The organism is Companilactobacillus mindensis DSM 14500 (genome assembly GCF_001434275.1).
In the GTDB taxonomy this organism is placed as follows: domain Bacteria; phylum Bacillota; class Bacilli; order Lactobacillales; family Lactobacillaceae; genus Companilactobacillus; species Companilactobacillus mindensis.
Window position 1 is genome coordinate 97548 of record NZ_AZEZ01000004.1, and the last position, 22978, is coordinate 120525.

Annotated in this window: 27 protein-coding genes and 1 riboswitch; of the genes, 3 read left to right on the forward strand and 24 right to left on the reverse strand. The window is 38.4% G+C overall.

The genetic code is table 11. From position 1 onward, the window contains the following. Positions 1 to 148 precede the first annotated feature (148 nt). Positions 149 to 799 carry a PAQR family membrane homeostasis protein TrhA gene (gene trhA, locus FD29_RS01050; RefSeq protein ID WP_057887127.1) on the forward strand — a complete coding sequence of 217 codons (651 nt, stop codon included), beginning with the start codon at positions 149 to 151 and terminating at the stop codon, positions 797 to 799. Here trhA and FD29_RS01055 read toward each other — a convergent pair. From FD29_RS01055 to FD29_RS01075, 6 genes are all read right to left on the reverse strand, one after another. Beyond that, positions 796 to 1284, reverse strand: coding sequence for a dihydrofolate reductase (locus FD29_RS01055; protein WP_057887128.1), 489 nt, complete (start codon positions 1282 to 1284; stop codon positions 796 to 798). The two genes, trhA and FD29_RS01055, sit on opposite strands and share 4 nt — an antisense overlap. 10 nt (positions 1285 to 1294) lie before the next feature. Further along, positions 1295 to 2245, reverse strand: coding sequence for a thymidylate synthase (locus FD29_RS01060; RefSeq protein ID WP_057887129.1), 951 nt, complete (start codon positions 2243 to 2245; stop codon positions 1295 to 1297). 9 nt (positions 2246 to 2254) lie between these two features. Then, on the reverse strand, positions 2255 to 4153 hold the full coding sequence (locus FD29_RS01065; protein WP_057887130.1) for an ABC-F family ATP-binding cassette domain-containing protein: 1899 nt from the start codon (positions 4151 to 4153) through the stop codon (positions 2255 to 2257). Between the two features lie 106 nt (positions 4154 to 4259). Then, entirely contained in the window at positions 4260 to 4430 is a 171-nt protein-coding gene (locus FD29_RS11325) for a hypothetical protein (protein WP_157049372.1), read from the reverse strand. Between the two features lie 64 nt (positions 4431 to 4494). Further along, on the reverse strand, positions 4495 to 4959 hold the full coding sequence (locus tag FD29_RS01070) for a hypothetical protein (RefSeq protein ID WP_057887131.1): 465 nt from the start codon (positions 4957 to 4959) through the stop codon (positions 4495 to 4497). Between the two features lie 53 nt (positions 4960 to 5012). Next, positions 5013 to 6215 (reverse strand): CCA tRNA nucleotidyltransferase, encoded by a 1203-nt coding sequence (locus tag FD29_RS01075; RefSeq protein ID WP_057887132.1) that lies wholly within the window; start codon positions 6213 to 6215, stop codon positions 5013 to 5015. A gap of 267 nt (positions 6216 to 6482) precedes the next feature. Here FD29_RS01075 and FD29_RS11330 point away from each other — a divergent pair, with 267 nt between their 5' ends. Further along, positions 6483 to 6626 (forward strand): hypothetical protein, encoded by a 144-nt coding sequence (locus FD29_RS11330; protein ID WP_157049373.1) that lies wholly within the window; start codon positions 6483 to 6485, stop codon positions 6624 to 6626. A 386-nt stretch (positions 6627 to 7012) separates the two neighbouring features. On the opposite strand, the gene FD29_RS01080 is transcribed toward FD29_RS11330, so the two are convergent. The 18 genes from FD29_RS01080 to FD29_RS01160 form a co-directional block, all read right to left on the reverse strand. Continuing rightward, the gene (locus FD29_RS01080) at positions 7013 to 8434 is read right to left on the reverse strand and encodes a Na+/H+ antiporter NhaC family protein (RefSeq protein ID WP_057887133.1); all 1422 of its coding nucleotides are present in this window, start codon (positions 8432 to 8434) and stop codon (positions 7013 to 7015) included. A gap of 38 nt (positions 8435 to 8472) precedes the next feature. Beyond that, a complete protein-coding gene (locus FD29_RS11710; RefSeq protein WP_268871990.1) occupies positions 8473 to 8595 on the reverse strand; it encodes a hypothetical protein in 123 nt (40 codons plus the stop codon). Positions 8596 to 9019: 424 nt separating this feature from the next. Next, positions 9020 to 10273 carry a tetratricopeptide repeat protein gene (locus FD29_RS01085; protein WP_057887134.1) on the reverse strand — a complete coding sequence of 418 codons (1254 nt, stop codon included), beginning with the start codon at positions 10271 to 10273 and terminating at the stop codon, positions 9020 to 9022. 69 nt (positions 10274 to 10342) lie between these two features. Continuing rightward, positions 10343 to 10618: an HU family DNA-binding protein gene (locus FD29_RS01090; protein WP_057887135.1), complete on the reverse strand. Its 276-nt coding sequence runs from the start codon at positions 10616 to 10618 to the stop codon at positions 10343 to 10345. A 189-nt stretch (positions 10619 to 10807) separates the two neighbouring features. Further along, positions 10808 to 12121 (reverse strand): ribosome biogenesis GTPase Der, encoded by a 1314-nt coding sequence (der, locus tag FD29_RS01095; RefSeq protein WP_057887136.1) that lies wholly within the window; start codon positions 12119 to 12121, stop codon positions 10808 to 10810. A gap of 11 nt (positions 12122 to 12132) precedes the next feature. Continuing rightward, positions 12133 to 12792: a (d)CMP kinase gene (gene cmk, locus FD29_RS01100; protein WP_057887137.1), complete on the reverse strand. Its 660-nt coding sequence runs from the start codon at positions 12790 to 12792 to the stop codon at positions 12133 to 12135. A 59-nt stretch (positions 12793 to 12851) separates the two neighbouring features. Beyond that, on the reverse strand, positions 12852 to 13997 hold the full coding sequence (locus tag FD29_RS01105; RefSeq protein WP_057887138.1) for a LysM peptidoglycan-binding domain-containing protein: 1146 nt from the start codon (positions 13995 to 13997) through the stop codon (positions 12852 to 12854). A 90-nt stretch (positions 13998 to 14087) separates the two neighbouring features. Beyond that, positions 14088 to 14639, reverse strand: a complete 552-nt coding sequence (locus FD29_RS01110) for an ECF transporter S component (RefSeq protein ID WP_057887139.1) — start codon at positions 14637 to 14639, stop codon at positions 14088 to 14090. Between the two features lie 68 nt (positions 14640 to 14707). Then, positions 14708 to 14830, reverse strand: a riboswitch (FMN riboswitch). Positions 14831 to 14873: 43 nt separating this feature from the next. After that, positions 14874 to 15101: a phage scaffolding protein gene (locus tag FD29_RS01115; protein WP_057887140.1), complete on the reverse strand. Its 228-nt coding sequence runs from the start codon at positions 15099 to 15101 to the stop codon at positions 14874 to 14876. Between the two features lie 115 nt (positions 15102 to 15216). Continuing rightward, the gene (locus tag FD29_RS01120) at positions 15217 to 15474 is read right to left on the reverse strand and encodes a hypothetical protein (RefSeq protein WP_147007888.1); all 258 of its coding nucleotides are present in this window, start codon (positions 15472 to 15474) and stop codon (positions 15217 to 15219) included. Between the two features lie 64 nt (positions 15475 to 15538). Next, positions 15539 to 16381, reverse strand: coding sequence for a phage minor capsid protein (locus tag FD29_RS01125; protein ID WP_083477723.1), 843 nt, complete (start codon positions 16379 to 16381; stop codon positions 15539 to 15541). A 238-nt stretch (positions 16382 to 16619) separates the two neighbouring features. Further along, positions 16620 to 16877 carry a hypothetical protein gene (locus tag FD29_RS01130; RefSeq protein ID WP_057887143.1) on the reverse strand — a complete coding sequence of 86 codons (258 nt, stop codon included), beginning with the start codon at positions 16875 to 16877 and terminating at the stop codon, positions 16620 to 16622. Positions 16878 to 17390: 513 nt separating this feature from the next. After that, on the reverse strand, positions 17391 to 18119 hold the full coding sequence (locus FD29_RS01135) for a pseudouridine synthase (protein ID WP_057887144.1): 729 nt from the start codon (positions 18117 to 18119) through the stop codon (positions 17391 to 17393). Beyond that, complete coding sequence (scpB, locus tag FD29_RS01140) at positions 18106 to 18651, reverse strand: SMC-Scp complex subunit ScpB (protein ID WP_371862699.1); 546 nt, start codon at positions 18649 to 18651, stop codon at positions 18106 to 18108. The genes FD29_RS01135 and scpB overlap by 14 nt, the downstream gene beginning before the upstream one ends. A gap of 2 nt (positions 18652 to 18653) precedes the next feature. Next, positions 18654 to 19379, reverse strand: a complete 726-nt coding sequence (locus FD29_RS01145; RefSeq protein ID WP_057887145.1) for a segregation and condensation protein A — start codon at positions 19377 to 19379, stop codon at positions 18654 to 18656. Then, positions 19379 to 19765, reverse strand: coding sequence for a hypothetical protein (locus tag FD29_RS01150; protein WP_057887146.1), 387 nt, complete (start codon positions 19763 to 19765; stop codon positions 19379 to 19381). The genes FD29_RS01145 and FD29_RS01150 overlap by 1 nt, the downstream gene beginning before the upstream one ends. A gap of 10 nt (positions 19766 to 19775) precedes the next feature. Continuing rightward, a complete protein-coding gene (gene xerD, locus FD29_RS01155) occupies positions 19776 to 20696 on the reverse strand; it encodes a site-specific tyrosine recombinase XerD (protein ID WP_186810600.1) in 921 nt (306 codons plus the stop codon). Between the two features lie 12 nt (positions 20697 to 20708). Beyond that, complete coding sequence (locus FD29_RS01160; protein ID WP_057887147.1) at positions 20709 to 21578, reverse strand: CvfB family protein; 870 nt, start codon at positions 21576 to 21578, stop codon at positions 20709 to 20711. Positions 21579 to 21826: 248 nt separating this feature from the next. Between FD29_RS01160 and FD29_RS01165 the strand changes: the two genes are divergently transcribed. Next, a complete protein-coding gene (locus FD29_RS01165) occupies positions 21827 to 22948 on the forward strand; it encodes an NAD(P)-dependent alcohol dehydrogenase (protein WP_057887148.1) in 1122 nt (373 codons plus the stop codon). The last annotated feature ends 30 nt before the right edge of the window (positions 22949 to 22978 follow it).

Consider the following 22978-nt stretch of genomic DNA (forward strand, 5'->3'; position numbering starts at 1 on the left):
TATCTTCAAATAAAAATGCTTCACAACTGTTAGACAAAAAATCCAACCATTATGAAGCATTTAAATTTCATCAATCACCATTGTCTGCCAAGTCCTTAGACGTTTATAATAGTCAAAGTAACTATTCAATACAATTGGAGCTTTGAAAATGTCGAAAAAACATAATTTTTCTAGAGCCTATCTGATTACAGATCAGGTCTTTAGTGCCGTGACCCACGGAATCGGGATCATTTTAGCGATAATCGGTGCAATCTTTCTTCTCATTAAAGGGTTTCATCAAGGGGATCCTTTGAACATTACAGCTTATTTTATATATGCTTTCACATTATTCTTTTTATATTTGAGTTCAACCTTGTTTCACAGTCTCTATTTCACTAGAGCTAAGGGCGTCTTTCAAATATTCGATCACAGTTCAATCTTTTTGATGATTGCTGGGACTTACACTCCTTACTGTCTGATTGCGTTACACTCAGCTTTTGGTTACAGTATTCTAGCTTTCATCTGGGTCTTAGCAATCGGTGGCATCCTCTACAAGATCTTCAATGTTGGTCGTTTCAAATACTTCGAGACCTTACTTTACGTCTTGATGGGCTGGGCGATCATCATTGCGATGAAACCACTCTACGTTGCCATCGGTGCCAAAGGGATCGCCTTGTTAGTCGCCGGAGGAGTAGCGTTTACAGTTGGAGCTTGCTTGTATCTGATGAAAAATCTCAAGTACATCCACGTCATCTGGCATATTTTTGTCATGATTGGAACTGCTTTGATGTACTTTTCAGTTTACTTGTACGTTAATTAAATTCTTTGATAAGTTTCGAAGGTATACGGATAGATATTTTTATCGTCCACGATACCTTCTTTTTTTTCGGTCAATTTGAATTGATCATAGTCCAATTTAGTCATCTTTACATCGCCACTAAACTCATGGTCGATCTTGGTAACATACAAGCGGTCCACGTCATCCTTGAACAGATCAAAGATCCCCGCTCCACCGATCACCATCACTTCATCATCTGGCTGCACGAATTCTTTTAACTGGCTCTTGTCCGTGATCAAAACGACTGATTCAGGAACTTGGTAATCCGGATTACGTGAGATCACAATATTCAATCGTTTTGGCAAAGGACCGTTGGGAAAACTCTCAAAAGTCTTTCGCCCCATCACAATGGGATGATTCATCGTCACATCTTTAAATCGTTTCATGTCATTGGGTAAGGTCCATGGCAAGTGTCCGTCAACGCCAATAACGTGATTCTTAGCTTCTGCCCAAACAAAACTTATCATCTAAATTCTCCTAAACGGCAACCGGAGCCTTGATAGCTGGTTGCGGATTATAATTGGTCACCTTAATATCGTCAACATCGATATCAAAAATGCTCTTGTCACTTTCGATCTCTAATTGTGGACCGGTTGTAGCTGTGCGGTTGAGTTGAGTTTTGACTTGCTTTAAGTGGTTGTCATAAATATGGGCATCCCCCAAAGTATGTACGAACTCGCCGACTTCTAAACCAGTTTCCCGGGCGATCAAATGCGTCAACAAAGCGTAACTAGCAATATTGAACGGAACGCCTAAGAACAAATCGCCGCTTCTTTGATACAACTGACAAGACAACTTATTATCATTGACATAAAACTGGAATAACGTGTGACATGGTGGTAAGGCCATTGATGGCACATCTTCGGGATTCCAAGCACTGACAATCAAGCGCCGTGAATCAGGAGTTTTTTTGATCTGTTCAATGACATTTTTGATCTGATCGATAAAACCACCGTCACGAGTTTGCCAATGACGCCACTGAGCCCCATAGACATCGCCAAGATTGCCATATTTTTTAGCAAATGCATCATCTGTCAAAATATTTTGATCAAACTTAGCTTTTTCGATTTTATAGGCTTGATTGAATTCGTCATCTATTAGTGAACGACGGCCAAAGTCAGTCATATCTGGGCCTTTGTAGTCAGCACTCTCAATGTAATTTTTGAAAGCCCACTCGTCCCAAATGTGATTCTTGTGCTCCAATAAATATTTAATATTCGTATCGCCATGCAAAAACCACAACAATTCACTCTTGATCAATCCAAAAGGAATCTTTTTTGTCGTTAACAGTGGAAATGATTCTTGAAGGTCAAAGCGCATTTGATATCCAAAAGTACTGATAGTACCTGTTCCCGTTCGATCGCTCTTTTGATGACCGTGTTCTAAAACATATCTTAAAAGATCCAAATATTGTTGTTCGTTATGCATGATATTCTCCTAAATAAATTGACCTAAGTATTCCCAACGATCCATCAATTCATCAGATTCTTTCGTCTTCTCATCGAGCTGGCGTTGGCAGTCCATTAATTTTTCATAGCCATTTTCTGGATCATTGAGTTCCTTTTTCAATTGTGCCATTTCATCGTCTAATTTTTCAATTTTTGGCTCCAATTTATTGAATTCCATCTGTTCGGCGTAAGTTAATTTCTTCTTAACGTCTGGTTTCTCAGCCGCTTTTTGCTTCGTTTCTTCATGCTTTTGTTCTTGAACCGCATGGTGCTTAGCCTGTTTAGCGGCCGTGGCCTTTTGTAGATAGTTGGAGTATGAATCGTAGCTCTCCTCAATTTCACCTTGACCTTCAAAGATCAATAATTTGGCAGCCACTTTATCCAAGAAGTAACGGTCATGGGAAACGGCCAAAACAGTTCCCTTGAAACTGTCGAGATAATTTTCAAGGATCGTCAAAGTTTCAATATCCAAGTTATTGGTTGGCTCATCCAACAACAATACATTAGGTTGGTCCATCAAAATAGCTAACAAGTAGAGACGACGCTTTTCACCACCGGAGAGTTCTCTAATAAAGGCTCCCTGCATTTGGTGATCGAACTTGAAAGTGTCAAGCATTTGTGAGGCCGACATGTGTGAACCATCGTTGTTTTTAACCCCTTGACCGATCGATTCCAAATATCTGATCACTCGTTTGTCAGGGTCCATATTACGCGTATGCTGCGTGTAGTAACCTAAGCGCACGGTTTGACCAGTCTTGATTTCCCCACTGTCTAGTGGCAATTGGTCAGCAATCGCATTCAAAAAGGTCGTTTTACCAGAACCATTGGCACCAGTAATACCGATGCGGTCGCCACGAGAAACTAAATAACTGAAATCCTTTAAGATCACATGGTCTTTGAAGGCTAAATTAGCATCTTTGATGTCAAAAACATCATTACCTAAACGTTGTTGCGCAATATCGATCGACATTTCTTTTTGAACATCAGGTTTATCTTGCAAATCTTCCTTTAAGTCGTTGAAACGATCTTTTCTAGCTTGTTGCTTTGTTCCACGAGCTTTTACACCAGCACGCATCCACTTCAATTCTTGCTTGTAGAGTTGTGTCTTGTGGTGTTGTTCGGAGGCTAAAATATCCTCATTGTCAGCTTTTTGTTGCAAATACTTCTCATAATTACCGTCGTACTCAGTTACGTTACGATTTTCGAGTTCAAAAATACGGGTAGCTACTTCATTCAAGAAGTAACGGTCGTGGGTCACGAACAATACTGAGCCTTTATATTTGCTTAGATATGACTGCAACCAGTCGATAGCTTCATAATCCAAGTGGTTGGTTGGCTCGTCTAAAATCAACAAGTCAGCATCAGAGATCAACGTCTGAGCTAAGGCAACTCGTCTTTGTTGACCACCGGAAAGTTCGCCGATCTTTTTGTCCAATTCAGTGATGCCTAATTTATTGAGAATCGACTTGACGTCTGATTCCATTTGCCAAGCTTCGGCCGCATTCATTTTTTCTTGTAATTTGAAGAATTCGTCTTGGAGTTTAGCATCAGTCGAATTTTCATTGAATTTAGCGAGGGCATTTTCGTATTGACGGATCAATTGGAAAACTTCGCCGCTACCATTGAATACAGAGTCGATAACCGTTGATTCTGCATCCAATTTAGGTTGCTGTTCCAAATAAGAGATCTTGTAGTCTTTGGGTTTTTCAATGTTGATCGTATTGAGGTCACTGGTGTTGACGATTCCATCCAACAGTGTTGTTTTACCAGTACCATTGAGTCCTAGAAGTCCGATGCGGTCGCCTTCATTGATCGTAAAAGTTACGTCAGTGAAAAGAGTTTTTTCACCGAATGATTTTGATGCGTTTGAGATATTTAAGGTTTTCAATTATTTCACCACTATAAATAAAAAATTCCTCTACCCAAGTAGATAGAGGTAATGTTACTTTTCAACAATTATTATTACATGTAAGCAGACGATTGTAAAACATCACTTAATATTGTTGGAGCTGGTCTACAGTGTAATACAGCTGCTGCGTGCCACCGAATCGTACCAAGAGCTTTTCATTCTTTTGATCATAAAAGACCACTGCTCCAATTTGATCATGCATGCCATCTTTTTGGTCAACGATCTTTACCATTGTACCAATTTTTAAATCACCCATTTTTTCCCCCAGTCTAAAAAAGGGACTTAGCTAATCAAAATTAACTAACGTCCCATTTTTTTAATTAAAGATCATTTTTATAAATATCATATACGGTATTCTCTGGATCGATTGAAATATAAAGGTTGCCAGTCTTTGATGAAATTGCTGATGATTGATAGGCGTTATCTAGTCCTTCGACATCCTTTTGCTTGAATGGGAAGTAAATTTGCATTGGTTCCTTGTCTTGGTCATCCTCAAAGACGATATCGCACTTTTCAATATCTTGATACTTAATGATACGGTTGAACATACCATCAGCCATAGCAGCAGTTGAAACATCCGTATCCTTAATATAATCAGCTTCTGGTAAGATCTCGATTCTGAAACGTTTGCATGGGTGAATCTCTTGCATACGTCCACCTTCGATACGTCCATAACTTGTCGTTACACGTGCGATCCAAACATCACTCATCTCACTGTGGCTAACTGTCCATGTATCGTCATTTCTAAAGTAGAATTTAAGTTCTTTAAAAACATGTTTAGTCATAAAATCACCCTTTCAAGTCCTAAAATACTTACTGGTTTTATGATACCACAGCATTATTGATTACTTAACAAATAATGTCTCAAATCACTGAAATTGTTGGAAACGTTTCCTTCCACGACAGCACGCTCAATTTGGGACATCGATTTGCCGATGATCGGCCCTGGTTTGACCTCCAGGATCTCACAAATATCCTTCCCAGTTATTGCTAAATCATGACTACTTTTGATGGATATTTTAGCTACTTTTTCTTGCAAAGCTTGATAGTCAAATTCTTCTTTGAACATCTGACAAAGTTTGATCGTTCGAGTGAGATTATCGACGCCTAGTTTATAAATATTCCAAAGGTCAAAATCTTGATTTTCGAACAGATGCAGCATATTCAAAGTATTCAAACTGACTTCACGCGTCTTGTTGGAAACTTTCCAATCTCGCAACAACTTATTGAATTCACCGTGATTAAGACTCAACACATAGCCAATAGCACTCCAAGCTTCTTCTTCGTCTGCAAACTTTTCGCCAGGTACTTGTAACAATTCGGTCAAAGCTTCCTTTTGAGCTTGAAAACCGGGGCAGTATTCACTGAGACTCAACTTGATAAAATCTGCTAAACCAGTCTGCCAAGAGTTGCTGAGCATCATTTTGACGAATTCTTCCCGGATCCGTTCGACAGCAATTTTTTCCAACAGTGGCGCATTGTCAGCGATGGCTTGAGCCGTTTTATCCTCGATCTTGAAATTCAACTGAGCTTGAAAACGGACAGCCCGCATCATTCGCAAGGCATCTTCATGAAATCTAGCTTCAGCTTGACCGACGGCCCTGATCGTCTTTTTATCTAGGTCTTTGAGACCAGCAAATTTATCGATCACATTACCGTGAATATCGACCGCTAACGCATTGATCGTAAAGTCGCGGCGTTTCAAATCGTCTTCTAAAGATCTTACGAAAGTTACTTTATCAGGCCGACGATAGTCTTGGTAGCCTGACTCCGTTCGAAAGGTCGTGATCTCATAAGAATCATCCCCTATCAAAACGGTCACCGTTCCGTGCTGAATTCCAGTATCGACTGTCCGCTTGAAAATACTCTTAATTTCTTCTGGATAAGCGCTGGTAGCAATGTCAACATCATGGATCGGCAATCCCAATATATGATCTCGCACACTTCCCCCGACAAAATAGGCTTCATATCCGGCCTTTTCAATTTCTTCTAACACTGGCAATGCTGCTTGAAAGTCTGCAGGAAGTTGTTTGATTTGCATATAAGTACCTCAATTCTATGATATTAGTTGTGAAAATTTTATTAGTTACCTTTTATTATATACCAAGTCACAAAATCCTTTGAAAAATCTTCTTAGGCCACTTTTGGACGTTGACTTCAAGCTATTTGACTCCAAAATAGTTAGAATAATTTGTCCTGAAAGCCGTCAAATATGACAAAATTATATATAATGGAGTCAGCAAGGATGTGAAAGAACACTAGACGATAGTATCAACGCAAAAATAATGATTTCTAGTATTCGGTAGATATGGTAAACATAATACTTTTGATTTCTCTAATCGGCGTTTGGATCGGGACTGTCGTTGGTCTAGATTGGTTGACCTTCTCAGCACTTCTGCTCAACTCAATTGTTTTACTTATCAGCATGGTAGCTGGTAAAGAAAAGAAATAGAGAGCGAAACAAGCCCGCTTAGATTCCGAGCAATTTCCTAGACCTAGAAATTAGTTGCCCGATTTTGGCAGATGATTTTTAGGTTGTAGAAATGCACAGGAATCTGGCTTGTGTAGCTCGTTTCAATAGAGAGCGAAATAAACTGGGTAACTTTTGAGTATTTGCCTAATCTTCCAGATTGCTTGCCGACTTTGCAAGTGATTTGGAAGATGTAGCAAAACGTAGAAAGTTGGTTTGTGTAGCTCGTTTTAGAAAGCAGACTAACACGGTCAGTTTTCGAATATTAACATAAAAGCCACTGATTCTAAACTGGAATCAGTGGCTTTTTTTGAATCAAACGGAAAGATTTAACTTCTAATCCGCATTTTTTATTTGCATAAGACAAATTAATTATTGATTGGTTCAGAAACTTTGACCATCTTAACATTTTTGACATGACTCTGGTCGTAATTTTTACCAAAGACAAACGCGAAGATCACCGTCAATAGTGGATTCAGCCAAACATAGAAAGCACATGAGATGAAGACGACGGGACTAACACCTAAGACGCCGGAGATAAAGATTCCGGTAACACCCCAAGGAACCAAAGCATTGATATCGGCACCACCACTGGCAAGTACACGCAAAAGGTATTCGGGTTGGATGCCTTGTTTCTTAAAGTTATCTCTAAAAGTTGTTCCAGGAAGAATGATTGAAATGTATTGTTCACCAACTAAAAAGTTGACACCAATAGCACTGATCATTGATGTGAGGATCAATTTACCTGGTGTATTGACTTGATTGTTCAAACGACCGATCAAATTGTCAACGACACCCATTTTGATCAAAACACCACCTAGCGTTAAAGCTACTAGAATTAAGGAAATACTGCTGAGCATGCTAGTGATACCACCACCGCTGACAATAGCGTTGATTTTTTTATCAGCTGAGTTCAATTGGAAACCATTCATGATTTGGTCACTGATCGTTTTAACAGTTGGGTGGTCAATGAAGATGTGCATGATGATTGCTGCAACTGAACCGGCTAAAAGTGTAGGAATAGCTGGAATTTGAATGATAGCACAGAAGATCAAAACTGCGATTGGAATCAACATCCATGGTGAGATGAAGAAGTTAGCATTCAAGGCATTGATGATGTGGTGTACCGAACTCATATTAGGATTGGCTGACGTGTGACCAGCAATCAAGAAAATAATGGCGGTAATAGTAGCTGCGGGTAAAGCAGTGTGGGAAATGGTTCTGATGTGGTCAAAAACATTGTCAACTCCAGCAATTCCAGTAGAAAGATTGGTTGTTCCAGAAAGTGGCGACATATTGTTTCCGAACAAAGCACCAGATACAATTGAACCGGCGGTCAAAGCAACGTTGATGCCCATAACTTGGCCGATACCCATGAAGACGATACCTAAGGTACTGATAGTCGTAAATGAACTACCGACGATGATACCGACTAAACAGCAACTGACAAAGACTGTAAATAAGAAGAAACGGACATTCAATAATTCAAGACCGTAGACCATGATCGTAGGAATAACCCCGGACATTGACCATGCTGAAACTAATACCCCGATCATGATGAAGATGATCATTGGGATGATACCTGGCTTAACTCCTTCAGTGATGCCATCTTGTAGTTCCTTCCACGAGAAACCGCGAAACCTTCCGTAAAACAGTAACAAAGTAAATGTTAGTAAAATTGGAATTTGAGGAGTCATCTTCCAAGCAATCATCATGGTTCCTAACATTCCAAACATGACTAACATAATGATCAAACTTTCAATAAACGTTAAACGACTTGCTTTTTTCATATTTATCACCCTAATTTTTCCCTAATCTTTGATTACTTTTAACACCAGTTGAGGCTTTGATAGGGACGGTAAAGGTAATTTCTTTTAGCTTCTTTAACTTCATTTTCATTAAGGATCTGACTGAATGTGGCTTGCATTCTCAGTTGTTCAAAAAATTTCATGTTCGTTTCCTCCTTCAATTCGTATCCCAGGGTATAAAAAAAGCGTCCCTGCATTATATGCAGGGACGCTTTTTTGCGCGGTACCACCCAAAATTCAAATGGATAGACTAGTCCATTTGCTCTTTATTCCCGAAACGTGGGATACGTGATCTGATTTTGTATTTTATGAAGATACCCTGCATGGCTCGCACCGACCGCCAATTCTCTGAACACCGAGGTATTTCACTACTTGCGTTAAAATCAAAATCAATTTATGTATGTAATATTAGCAGTATTTTTTTAGAATGCAAGAGTTATATTAAAAAAAGTCACATATTTTTAATGTTTCTAATTTTTAACTTTAGTTATACAACTCTAAAAAAATAAAACCGCTAGCCCAAATCCAAGCCAACGGTTTTACAAAATAAGCATCTATATTGATTTTTTAATTTTCGGTTAATTGATCCCATAAACTTTGCATATCTTCATTATCAGGATCCTGTTTCAAGTACATTTGAACTGCCGGCTTCAAAACGGCGTTGTTACCTGTACTACGCAAGATTTCAATCAAGTCAGACAAGTAGTCCAGATTATCTTTGAAATCGTCTAAGACGACCAGAATATTCTCTTGAGCGTGATCGATATCATCAGTTTCAAATTGCGACTTAGCCAAGTTCCAAACTAATTTAGGATTGTTACTGATATCTTGACCTTGCAACAAGTCCAAATTAGCCTTGAATTGTCCCTTAGTGATGTAATAATCACTGAGTTTGATGATCAATGGCAATGGGTTCTCTGCCTTCTTGATCCCCTTTTCGATGATCTTGATAGCAGCTGATGCATCTTCAACTTGACCAGCTTCAAAAGCAATCTGATACAGACGTTCGTCCAACTCGTTGATATTCAAACCTAATTGAGCATATTTGAAGGCATCCGAAGTCTTTTTAATATTCAAATAATCTTCAGCCAAAATTGGATAAACGGTTGGATAATCACGATTAGTCGACAATAATTTTTCCAAGATTTGGATCGACTTATTATAATTTTTAACTTGGTTGTACAAAAAGCCCAACTGGAACTGAGCATCTTCGTTCAACTCTAAGGCGTTTAATTTTTCGTATTCACTAATAGCCTCTTCATATTGGCCATCCCCGGCCAGTGAACTAGCTTTACGCAAAGTGATCGAGATTCCGGAGTAATTCTTGATCCCCATATCTAGGAGCATGTTGTAATACGTCAAAGCCTTACTGAATTTGTTTTCGTCAAAGTAAACTTCGGCCAAAGCAAACTTGAAGACTTCTTCGTCAGGAAATTCACGAATACCAGTCAAGAGTTTCTGTTCACTGACTTCGTAGAGAGCTTGCGATTGATAAATGTCAGCTGACACTAACAGATTTTCTGCATAAGCCGGCGAATCGGGTGTGATATTTGAGATGTAATCAAGCGCTTGGTTGCTATCGCCGTCAGAAACGGCAATTTCAGCCAATCTCGAAAGGATTTGACCTTCATTAGGGTAAATGGTCAATAGGTGATCATAAATCGTCTTAGCTTGAACAGAGAGGCCTCGACTCATTAAAGTTTCAGCCAATGAAAATTGGGTTTGGTCATCGTCTTCTGACAATGACTCTTGAATCAAACGGTCGACATTCGAAAAATCGCCGTCATCAATTGTTTCTATAACTTCATCTGCTTTACTCAAATTAATACCTCCATATTTTTGCGTAAAAAAAGACGGTCCAATGACCGCCCCATGATAGTTAAAATCTAATTATTTAACTGAATCCTTCAAAGCCTTACCTGGTTTGAATGCAGGTACCTTGCTTGCTGGAATCTTGATTTCTTCGCCAGTTTGTGGGTTGCGACCCTTACGAGCAGCACGTTGACGAACTTCGAAGTTACCAAAGCCGATCAATTGAACTTTGTTACCTTCTGATAAGTTTTCTTGGATTGTTTCAAAGACAGCGTCAACTGCAGAAGTTGCGTCTTTCTTTGTCAAACCAGTTTTACTTGTTACACTATCAATAAGTTCAGCTTTATTTGCCATATGTGAATACCTCCGGATATTTGTAAAAAATTTTAGAACACATGAACATCGAGTAATGCGTTCATTATTCTATGTACAAAATTACCATAGCAATGCCGTTGTGGCAAGCATTTAGGCCATTTTTTCTGATAAATCTTCTCAAATATAAATATATTTATAAAAGCGGATAAAATACTGTTAAATTCCGCTTTATTTCCGTTTTCTAGGTAAAATCTTAATTGGTGTTCCTTCGAAGTCGAAAGTATCACGCAATTGATTTTTCAAGAAACGTTCGTAAGAGAAATGAAGCAATTCGGGTTCATTGACGAAAACAACGAATGTTGGTGGTTGAATAGCCACTTGCGTCATGTAATAGATCCGCAATCTCTTACCGTTAACTAATGGTGTTGGTGCGATCGATGTAGCCCGTAGTAACAAGTCATTCAAGATGGCTGATTGAATACGACGGTCACGGTTATCGTAAACTCGTGCGACTAATTCAGGAATTTGATCGAGTCTTTGACCCTTGATAGCTGATGTAAAGAGAATCGGAGCATAAGCCAAGTATTGGAACTCAACTCTTATTTGGTTTTCAAAGTCCTTCATGGTGTTCGTATCTTTTTTCAAAGTATCCCACTTGTTAACGACGATGATGACACCTTTGCCGGCGTTGTGAGCATAACCCGCAACTCGTTTATCTTGTTCGCGGATCCCCTCTTCAGCATTCAAGACTACGCAGACGACGTCTGATTTATCAATAGCACTCAAAGCACGTAGAACGGAATATTTTTCCGTATTTTCGTAAACCTTACCACGTTTTCTAATTCCGGCCGTATCGATCATTGTAAAGTCTTTATCGAGTTTTTCGTCATGATACTTAGTATCGATAGCATCTCGAGTCGTACCTTGCATGTCAGAGACGATTACTCGTTCATCACCCAAGATAGCGTTGACCAATGATGACTTACCAACATTAGGACGACCAATGAAACTGAATTTAATGGTATCGTCTTCTTCTTCCTTCTCTTCATTAGGAAAGGCCTTGACGATTTCATCCAATAGGTCACCTAATCCAGTACCTTGGGCACCAGAGATTGGATTAGGATCGCCAAATCCAAGTGAATAAAAGTCATAGATATCTTGACGTTGTTCAGGGTTATCAGCCTTGTTGACAGCCAAAATAACTGGCTTATCAGTCCGATACAAAATCTTAGCAACATCTTCATCTTCTGAAGTTACCCCATTTTGACCGTTAACGATCAAAACAATAACGTCAGCTTCGTCGATGGCGATCTCGGCTTGGTTTTTGATTTGAACGGACATTTTTTCGCCACTCATTTCAATACCACCGGTATCGATCAAACGGAATTCTTTTCCTAACCAACTGGCACGGGCATAGATCCGGTCACGTGTTACACCTGGCGTATCTTCGACGATCGACAGTCTTTCATTAATGATCCGATTAAAAATAGTAGATTTCCCAACATTGGGGCGTCCTACCAACGCAACTACTGGAATAGACATATTTTGCCTCCCTACTTATGTTCGTTAACTATCTCAGTTACTCTATTTACTACTTGTTCAATAGTCATATTTGAAGTATCAACTTCAATGGCATCGTCAGCTTTTCTCAATGGCGAGATCTCACGATGTGAATCCTTGTAATCTCTGGCAGCAATTTCATCTTGCAATTCCTTTAAAGGCGTATTGATACCACGTTCAATATTTTCTTTAAAACGTCTTTGAGCACGGACTTCAACGCTGGCAATTAAAAAGATTTTAACTTCGGCATTAGGCAAAACAGTCGTCCCAATGTCACGGCCGTCCATAACGATGTTTATATCGTTGGCCATATCTCTTTGCATTTTGACTAAATCAGTTCTAACTTCTTTGATTGCAGAAACTTGAGAGACATTGTTCGTGATCTCTTCAGTTCTAATTGCATCAGAAATGTCTTCATCATCCAACAAGACATGTTGTCCATCAGCCTCATTGAGAAAATGAATTTTATGTTCTGACATTAATTTTAAAATATTGAGAGTATCACCATAACCCACATTATTCTTTTTTGCAAGTAAAGTTACCGCACGGTACATAGCTCCAGTGTCACAATAGACAAAATTTAAATTCTTAGCGATCAATTTAGCAATGGTACTTTTTCCAGCTGATGCTGGTCCATCAATGGCGATTTGCATCTTGTTTCTCTCCTTAATAAAAGGGCCCAGACAAAAATGTCAGAGACCCTATATTTAAATTATTTAACTCTTAATGTCGTACCTGGTGTCAATGTACCAACATTACCATTCATACTCTTCAATTGAGCGGTTGTTAAATTGTTGTTGTAAGCAATTCTGAACCAGTTATCACCGGCTTTAACAGTGTATGTACTTGCAGCACTGTTGTCAGTGTTCGTTGAAGTAGTTGAATTGTTATTAGTTGTTGATGCTTGTTGATTAGTAGTTTGCGACTGTTGTGTTTGTTGTGAATCAGTGTTGCTATTGGCAGCCGTTTGGTTGCTGTTAGTATCACTAGCTGTTGAATTGTCAACAGTTTGATTCTTGTCACTAGTCGTATCATTACTATTATTGTTAGTATCAGCACTATTGTCAGATGTTGTAGTAGACTTCTTAGCCTTGGCTGCAGCAGCTTTTTTAGCGGCTTCAGCTTTCTTCTTGGCAGCGGCCTTTTTAGCAGCTTCTTCTTTGACTTTAGCCTTAGCAGCTTTAGCTTTCTTAGTTGCCTTGTCTTTGTTTTCAACCGACTTTTGCGATTGAGCACTGTCAAGGTCACTGCTGCTGCTTCCGCGAACGGCATTCAAGACTACCGGTGTGAACATAATCACGATCAAAGCAACTACCAAAGTAACTACTAACGTATGATTGCCACGTTGTTTCTCTTTAGTTACTGTACGAGATACGTGACCCTCGTCGTCAGTATCAGAATCAAAACTATTTTCCCAAGGCTTTTGATCTTTGTCATCAGCCTTCTCAGTTTGATCTTGAGCATGTTGTTCTGAAGCATCTTGAGTAGCATCCTCAGTGTGTTTTGGTGTTGACACTGGTGGTGTCGGTACGAAGTTTGTCGTGTTTTCAGGTTCTGTATCAGAATCTTGTTTTGCTTCACTTAAATGATCATTGTTTTCTTCAGATTGAAGATGATCTGTTGAACCGTTATTTCCAGTATCTTGACTTTGATTATTGTCAACTGGTTGTGGTTCGTCAGGAACATCATTAGAAGTTTGATCGTCAGAAACTGTATCATTCGTAGGTGTGTCTGTATCACCCGTATCGATCAGATGATATTTCTTCAAGTCCTCAAGACTAACAGATCCTTCTAGTCCTTGAGTGGATTTAGGAATACGAGAATTGCCAGACATATTGTTTTTATCCTTATCGGCCATTAAAAACCAACCTCCTAATTTCTATCTCTTAAAGCATATCATAAAAGTTTAAAATTTTTCTTTAAAGATTTATAAAATTCCCTTAGATTGCTATTTAATTGCAAAATGTCCCTTGATTCTTGGATAAACAATCAGTACACAAGCCGAAATGATTAATGATTTGATGATATTGAACGGTACGACACCAGTTAAAACATACTGTGCCAAGTTCATATTCAACTTCATCCCCATAACGTTCATATACAAAGGCATTACTACAAAATAGTTCAAAATTGACATGATCACGGTCATTGAAACTGTGGCCATTACTATTGCCATTGTCTTTTGTTCTTTCTTCCAAAAGTAATTAAACGGTATCAACATAGCCACGGCACCAACAAAGGCTGAGCCGTTTCCAATCAGTCCGCCCAAGCCACTGCCAGTAACGATAACGTGAACCAATGACTTGATCAAAGCAATCAAAGTCCCTCCTATCGGACCGAAAGCAAACGTTCCAATCAAGGTAACTACATCACTCAAATCAATTTTTAAAAATGGCAACCAAATCAGAATCGGAAACTCAAAGAACATCAAAATCGTCCCCAATGCCGCAAAAATCGACACTCCAATTATATCCTGAAATCTAGCTGTACTCTTTCCCATAAAATCAACCTCTCTCATTGATTTCCAAAGAAAAAAGGCCTGTTTTGGGTACACCAAAACAGACCTCAATCTGTTTTCTTTCATCTAGACTTTAACTATCGGTATGGGATACTAAGACCCATTCAACCAACTTACGTTGGGTCGCGGACTACACCGCCGGTCGGGAATCACACCCTGCCCTGAAAACCAATTATTATTTTTATATTTCTACTATAGCAGAGTGACTGGGGCAGTTCAACTGAGAGTTTTTGTCTTATGGTTATTATTACTATTATCGATTTTTTCACTCAATTCTTTAATTTGAGTGTCACAGTCAGCAATTTGAGTCTTAAAACTATCTCTTTCTTGTTCTGTATCGGCTAATTTGACGTTAATCTCTTGGAAATTCTTGCCATATTCAGACATGATCTTATCGACCTGATCATCTGTTAAATTCAAATCTTTCAAAAGCTCTCTTTTCATGCTTATTACTCCCTTACGATTTTTTTACGATGCTACGACATCGATTTGAAAGCATAAAAAATAAGCCTTTTAACGTCATGCTTAGGACGTAATTGCTAAAAGCTAGGTAGCTCTTTTAAAGATTATCAATAATTGATTCTATTCTAAAACCATTCTCACTAAGATCATTGCCGCTATCATTCAGAGATTCGGCCAACGCTGTTGAGAAAAGATTCCATATTTTATCCCATTGTTGTTCTGAATGAATGGTCACATTTAATCGATTCGGAGTAATGTCCGGCTTCAAGAAGGAGTATAACTCTGGATAATTTTTCTCAATAAAATCTAAATCACCAGTTTTAAAATAAGCTGGGTAAAAATCATTTTCCATCATTTCCCCTTCTTTTTCTTATTGTGTTTGGGTAAAACAGTAATAATATTTCCATTTTGACTAAGCATTACATATGACTTTGAACCGACATATTTAATTCCATCATGTTTTTTCCGTTCTTCAGGAGACATGTTTTTAATTTCTCTTTATCTGGTTCTATAACAGTACCATTCTTTAAATCATTAACTAATTCATCAGGTGAATTTCCTATCCGCACAACATTGCCATGACTTTCGTCATTTTTGGTATCAAATGTTCTCGCAATCATATGTTGACTATATGACTCTACAGTTCTACCATCTTTTGTCTTTAAACCTATCAACTTAGTGTTTAATTCATTTGATTTTGCTATGAAATCAGTATATCTAATTACCGGCTCTACAATCCCTTTTTCTCGGCCAGAAGTATGTGCCCTCAAGGCTCTGGTATCACTTCTATTATAAATCACTCGACGATATTCATCCATATCTTTAGGGAAACCAGCTTTACCAAATTCCTTTTTAAGACTATTCAGTTTTGCCTCTTGATCAATGCGTTTTTGAGTAATTCTGTTGGATTCTTTTTTACTTAATCCAGTAGCAATCTTCTCACGACTATAATCACGATGTAGAAAGTCATAATTCTTAACAACATCCCTCAACTGCGAACGATGTCGAGACAACATATCCTTGTAATGGCTTTGACCAACGACATCCTTCATCTTTTCGGAATAGTGAATCATCTTTTTGTCATGTCGTACCTTACGCTCTAAAGCACGTTGATGTTGTTGAATTTCACCATTAGCAATGGCCTTTGCTGTATTGGGATGTTCAAATGGATTGGTACTGATACCTTCCAAATATGGATATAACTCATGATGACAATGAGCACCTTGTGTTCCGGAAGCCTTCCCATAATCATGATTATAAATAGAATCATATTATAGATATTATCAAAGATAATCTTCCTATGTGTTTTAAGGCCACTAACTATTTCAATGATAGTTTGACTATATCTTGATACGTTCTGAGAGCCGAATTATTCTGGATACTACGACTAACTAACGACTTATTAACAACATTGTTCAAGTAATCGTATGTTTGATTGTGCACGAACTTCACTGTCAACTTGAATACCAATTATTTGTGTACTTTGTAAAAAAGAATTTTCTAATTGTTGAGGTTAACGTAATCAATTATTGCTTCAACTTTTAAACCCATATTATTAAGTTCTATACCATCTAAGGATTTATCATCAGTTAGTGCATCAATTAGTGGCATCTCAACTAGTTTTTCATAATCCTTGTCTGACGGAATGTTAACACTCATCATATCGGAATTAATAATCGGACGTAAATCTTCAAATGAATCTGGATAATTATTCTTTATAAAATTTAAATCACCCTTTTGAAAGAATATTTTTTCCATTATTTATTTTTTCCTTCCCCTGATATAACAGTAATAATATTTACTTCTTCATTTACAACTGCTTTTGCTTTATTACCTAAATATTAATTAATAACTTTATGACTTTCATCATGTTATTGTCCGAAGGTACGTACAACCAGATGATTTGAATAATTGGCAATAATATCTTTGTTAATAATTTTACTTCCAATAGTCATATTTACAAAAAAATCCTACTAATTACAAGTAAACTTTTATATAAATATTGTAAATTGTTCGCGTACTTTGTAAAAAAAGCATTTTCAAATTTTTTTGATCACTTTTAAAATTCTTCTGAATAAATTTTATAATTTAATCTTTATCGAGTGCTATAATTATTTTTGTTGTCATGTCCTCGGCAACTAGGTTCAAACTCATAGTTTGATACCATCCTTATATTTTTTTATATTACAAAGGCCGTCCACGTAGTGGATGGTCTTTTTTGTTATTCAAAAAAGCTGATAACCCCAAATGAAAGTTATCAGCTTTATTTACTTAATTACGATTTTCTTTTTTTAATTCAGCGACTTCTTGACGTGTCAAATCACGATATTGACCTGATACTAAGCCTTCCAAAGTTAAAAAGTCATATCTCTCACGTGATAGTTTTTCAACTTTATGACCAACGGCATCAAACATATTCTTAACTTGATGGTTGTGGCCTTCGTGAATAATGATTCTTACCAATGACGTGTGCTTTTTCTTGTCTTTAGACATAACCGTCACTTTGGCCCGAGCGGAAGTATAGCCCTTCAACTTGATACCTTTTTCCAAGTGCTTGATCTCTTCAGTCGTCAGCACACCTTCGATCTTCGCAACATATGACTTGTCGACGTGATATCTAGGGTGCATCAAATGATTAGCGAATTCACCATCATTGGTCAATAGCAACAAGCCTGATGTATCGTAGTCCAAACGACCGATTGGGTAAACTCGTTCACGGACGTCATCTTCCAACAAATCTGTTACAACTTTACGATCTTTATTGTCAGTTACAGCTGAAATAACGCCACGTGGCTTGTACATCAAGATGTAACGTTTCTTTTCAGTTTCTAAAGGCATCCCGTCAACTTCGATCTTATCGCTGTGATCGACTTTAACACCCATCTCCGTCACGACTTTATTGTTAACTTTAACATGACCTTTGGCAATTAATTCTTCTGATTTACGACGTGAAGCCACACCGGCATCGGCCATGAACTTTTGTAATCTAACTTTCTCCATTTATCTCTCCTACTTTTGAATCATCCTCAAATTTTTCTATTGCTGGTAATTCCTTTAAACTCTTAATTCCAAAATAATCAAAGAATTCATCGGTCACGACATAGAGGTTTGGATGTCCGGGGACATTCTTCTTGCCGTTTTCCTTGATCAGTTTCCGCATCAACAACGTATTCAAACTACCGGAACTCTGTACGCCACGGATCTCATCGATCTCGATTCTGGTGATTGGTTGGCGATAAGCGATGATCGACAAGACTTCCAAAGCTGCTTGGCTGAGTTTGCTGCCTAAGCCAGATTTGAAATACTTCGTCAATAATTCACTGAATTCATTTTTAGTAACTAATTTATAGATTGAATTGTAATTGACTAATTGCACGCCTGAATCAGCATCCGTTAACAATTTAACTGTCAATTCTTCAATATTTTGTCGTAAAGCAGCACTGTCGATCTCCAACAATCCCGCTAGATCTTTTTCTTTGATACCTTGATCACCGGCCACGAACAACAAGGCCATTATCTTTGCTTGATACACATTTAATTCCTCAATTCAATAAATAATTCACTCTTAAAATCTGCCTGATCGACGGAAACGATTTGTTGACGAGCCAATTCCAAAATAGCCATAAAATCCGTAACGATCTCTTCAATATTGTGGTTGAGTTTCAACAACGATTTGAAAGTCATCTTTTTAGCGGTCTTTAACTTAGCCATGATATTGTCCGTAGCATCTTCGATCGACAGTGTCTCATTTTCAATCGTCTCGGTTTCTGGTTGGTGATATTTTTCAGTCCGCAATAACTCAGCATAAGTGGCAGCCAAATCGTCCAAAACGACTGAACCTGGTTTTAAGAACTGATCTAATTGTTGACTAGGAACACTGGGTTCTTTGTCGAATTGCTGCTTACGAACTTGTTCTTTTTCTTCGAAATAAGCGGCTACTCGCTTGTACGTTTGATAAGTCAATAATTGTGAAACCAACTCATCACGCGGGTCGTCACTCTCTAAATCGTCGGCGATTTCATCAGGTGCTTGGGGCAAAAGCATTTTACTCTTGATCGACATCAAAGTCGACGCCATGACTAAATAATCACCGGCAATGTCTAATTGCAAGACTTTCATACTCTGTAAGTAATCGATGTATTGTTGCGTGATCTGAGCAATCGGAATGTCGTAAATATCGACTTTGGACTCTTTGATCAAATGCAGCAATAAGTCGATTGGTCCTTCAAAATCAGTTAATACTAAATTTAATTTTTGCATTAATTCGTTTCTTTCATATCTTTTTCAAGTTTTTCCTTATTCTGACGCCAATGTTTGAGTTGATCGCTCAAATTGAAATTGCCTAAGATGACATAATCCGGAAACTTCTGTTGAATATCATCGAAGATCTTAAAAATATTGCTCTGGGAACGGTACGAAGGATTCAAGGAAATATATTCAATGAAAACTGTCTTTTTAGAAAAAGACAAGGCAACGATCCCAGAATAATCTTCAATGTTGCTCTTCCACAAGTAAAGCTGCCGGTTTTCATCTTCAGAATACAACTTCAGCTCTTGTTCTAAATTGTTCAAGTCTTTGAAATCACTTATATAAGACAAAAAGCCCATAGCGATTTTTTTGTTCTCATCACTATATTTGTTAAGCATAACAACCTCCTCAAGCTCTAGGGAACGATTCATTGTAAACTTGTTTCATCCGGGTTTTGTTAATGTGCGTGTAGATCTGGGTCGTCGAAATATCGGAGTGTCCCAATAATTCTTGAACGACTCGCAGATCGGCACCATTTTCCAGCAGATTAGTCGCAAAAGAATGACGCAACGTGTGTGGCGTAACGTCTTTTTTGATGCCCACTTGAGCGATGTATTTTTTGATCATTCGCCAAATCGACTGACGGGTCAACTTTTTACCACGGAAGTTCAAAAAGACTTCTTTTTGCTGACCATATTTTTCCACTAATTGCTGGCGCGTTTCTGCAAAGTATTTTTTCAACCAAGTAATGGCTGTATCGCCGATTGGCAACAGTCTTTCCTTGTCGCCTTTGCCCAACGTTTTGATCAAACCCAAGTCCAAATGCAGGTCATCCATACTCAAATTGACTAGCTCGCTGACCCGCAAACCGGTCGCATACATCACTTCAAAAATCGTCCGATCTCTGATGCCTAAAGGCTTTGAAATATCTGGCGATTCGATCAGTGAATTAACTTCATCCATCGACAAAACCACTGGCAAATGAGTCCCCTTCTTAGGAGCATCCAGTTCGTTCATTGGATTAGCGTGGATCTTATCAACTAATTCCATCCACTGATAAAATTTTCGTAAAGATGAAAACATCCGCATCTGTGACGTTTTGGATTTTTCTGCTTTATCCTGACTGGCAAAAAATTGCGTCACGACAAAATGATCTTCCGGATAGAAGGTCATTTTTTTATTCTCTAAAAAACTGCTGAATTCCAAGAGATCTTGTTGATATGAGACGATCGTATTCTTGGAAAGTCCCCGATCCAATCGCAAATAACGTGCGTAATCGGCAATGGTATCACGCATCTCTTGATTCTTGATCGATAATTTATCACTCATAAATTATCACCTCTATTTGAGATAAGTGTAGCCATCTTTTTGTTCGATCTTACGTTGCTTCATCAAATTACCCAGAGCACGCTTAAAACTAGCCTTACTGATACCAAAATATTCTTTGATGTCATCGGGACTGCTTTTATCGGTATAAGGCATTTTCTTGTCGATCGAGTGTTCCAAAACGGCCACGATCATTTGAGCATCCGGAGTGATCTCTTCGTAAGCACGTGGCTTCATTGAAAGATTTAGTCGACGGTGACTTGAACCAATGACACGAGCCTTAACGTGTTGACCAATGTGCAATGGTTCACCTTGTTCGTCAGTGTAAATAAAGCCCATGTAATAACTCTCAGTCATTACAAATGCTCCTGACTCTCTGATAGCGATGACTGTTCCCTCTTCATCCTTGTTCATCAATTGTTTCAATTCTGAATCAGGACTACGAGCAATCTGCGTGTAAAGTTCAATATCAGCTAGTTTACCCCACAAACGTCCCTTGTGATCGATGTCGAGCGTCACCATCAAACTGTCGCCGACCTTAGGCCATTCGTTGTGTTCCAATGGCAAATCGTCCAAAGATACTACATAGTCCTTATCTTCCAAACCAACGTTGACGAAAACACCCAAGTCAGTTCTGACATTAGTTACTTCCGCAAAATCCCAAACACCTTTCGTCACAAAAGGCATAACTGTCGTCATTTTGTTCTTGTGAGCTTGATTCTCGTAAAGAAAACCAGCAACCTCATCACCTAATTCGGGAATCTCGGTCAATTCATCTAAATCTAAAGCAAACGTATATCCTTCGATCTGTACGAATGCTTCATCCTTGTTAAGATCAGTTACCGTTCCAGGTAAAACCTCACCATACATTTCACTTATTTCCATTTTTCACCATACTCTTTATATTCGTATTTAATCATTTCTTATTTTACCTTATCGGCAATGTTACATAAAACCTTTTTCACAATTAATTTTGAATATTTTTTAAAAACCTTCACTTTCCACCTCACTCTTTAGATAAAAATATTTATAAAATTTAGTCTTTTTAAAAAAACAAGATTGAATTTTTAAAATAAAAGTGAAATACTAATTCTTGTAGAAAACGTTTACAATTATTGGAAGAGGGATTAGTTATGAAAATTAAAGCTGCTGTAGTTGATAAAGTTAATGATCCATTTGTAATCAAAGATGACGTCGAATTGGCTGATATGACCGACGATGGTCTCCAAGTCAAAGTCGTTGCTTCAGGTATTTGCCACTCTGATGAAGCTCTTCGTAAAGGCGATGCTGGTTTTACCTTCCCTGTTGTTTTAGGACACGAAGGTTCCGGTATTGTTGAAAAAGTTGGTAAGAACGTTACTAACTTCAAACCTGGCGATCACATCATTATGTCATTCTATTCTTGTGGCGAATGTGACAATTGTTTGAAAGGTAAACCTACCCAATGTCGTAAGTATGCCGCTTCAAACTTATCTGGTACACGTCCTGACGGTTCTGACCACTTTACTGAAGATGGCCACCACGTCAGTGATATGTTCAATCAATCATCATTCACTACCCACACCGTTATCGACAAGAGAAATGCCGTTAAAGTACCTAAGGACCTAGATTTGAGAAAGCTCGGACCTTTGGGCTGTGGCTACGTAACTGGTTCAGGAACGGTCTTCAATACTCTCCAACCAAAACCTGGTGACACGATTGCTGTCTTCGGTACTGGTGCTGTTGGTTTGGCTGCCATGATGGCTGGTAAGATCTCCGGCTGTGTCAATGTTATCGCGGTTGATATCGTTGATTCACGTTTGGAATTAGCTAAGAAGATGGGTGCTACTGACGTCGTTAATAGTAAGAACGAAGATGCTGTCGAAGCTATCAAGAAGATCACTGGAGGTCTAGGCGTTGATTGGGCCGTTGATACAACCGGTGTAGCTAAAGTTATGACCGATTCAATCGCTGCCTTGACACAAGGCGGTACAACAGCCACAATCGCCGTTACACCACACAACATCGACATTTCAACTTGGAACGATCTCTGTGTCGACGACAAGAAGATCGTTGGGGTCAACATGGGTGACTCAATTCCTCAAGTTGATATTCCTCGCTTGATCAAGTTCTATCAAATGGGTGTCTTCCCATTCGACTTGACTGAAAAGTTCTATGACTTCGACCAAATCAACGAAGCCGACGCTGCTTCAGTTAGTGGTGAAACGATCAAACCTATTTTGATCATTGATAAAGATTATCAACCAGAAGCTTAATAAAACTTAAAAGATGGTTCAATCCGGGAG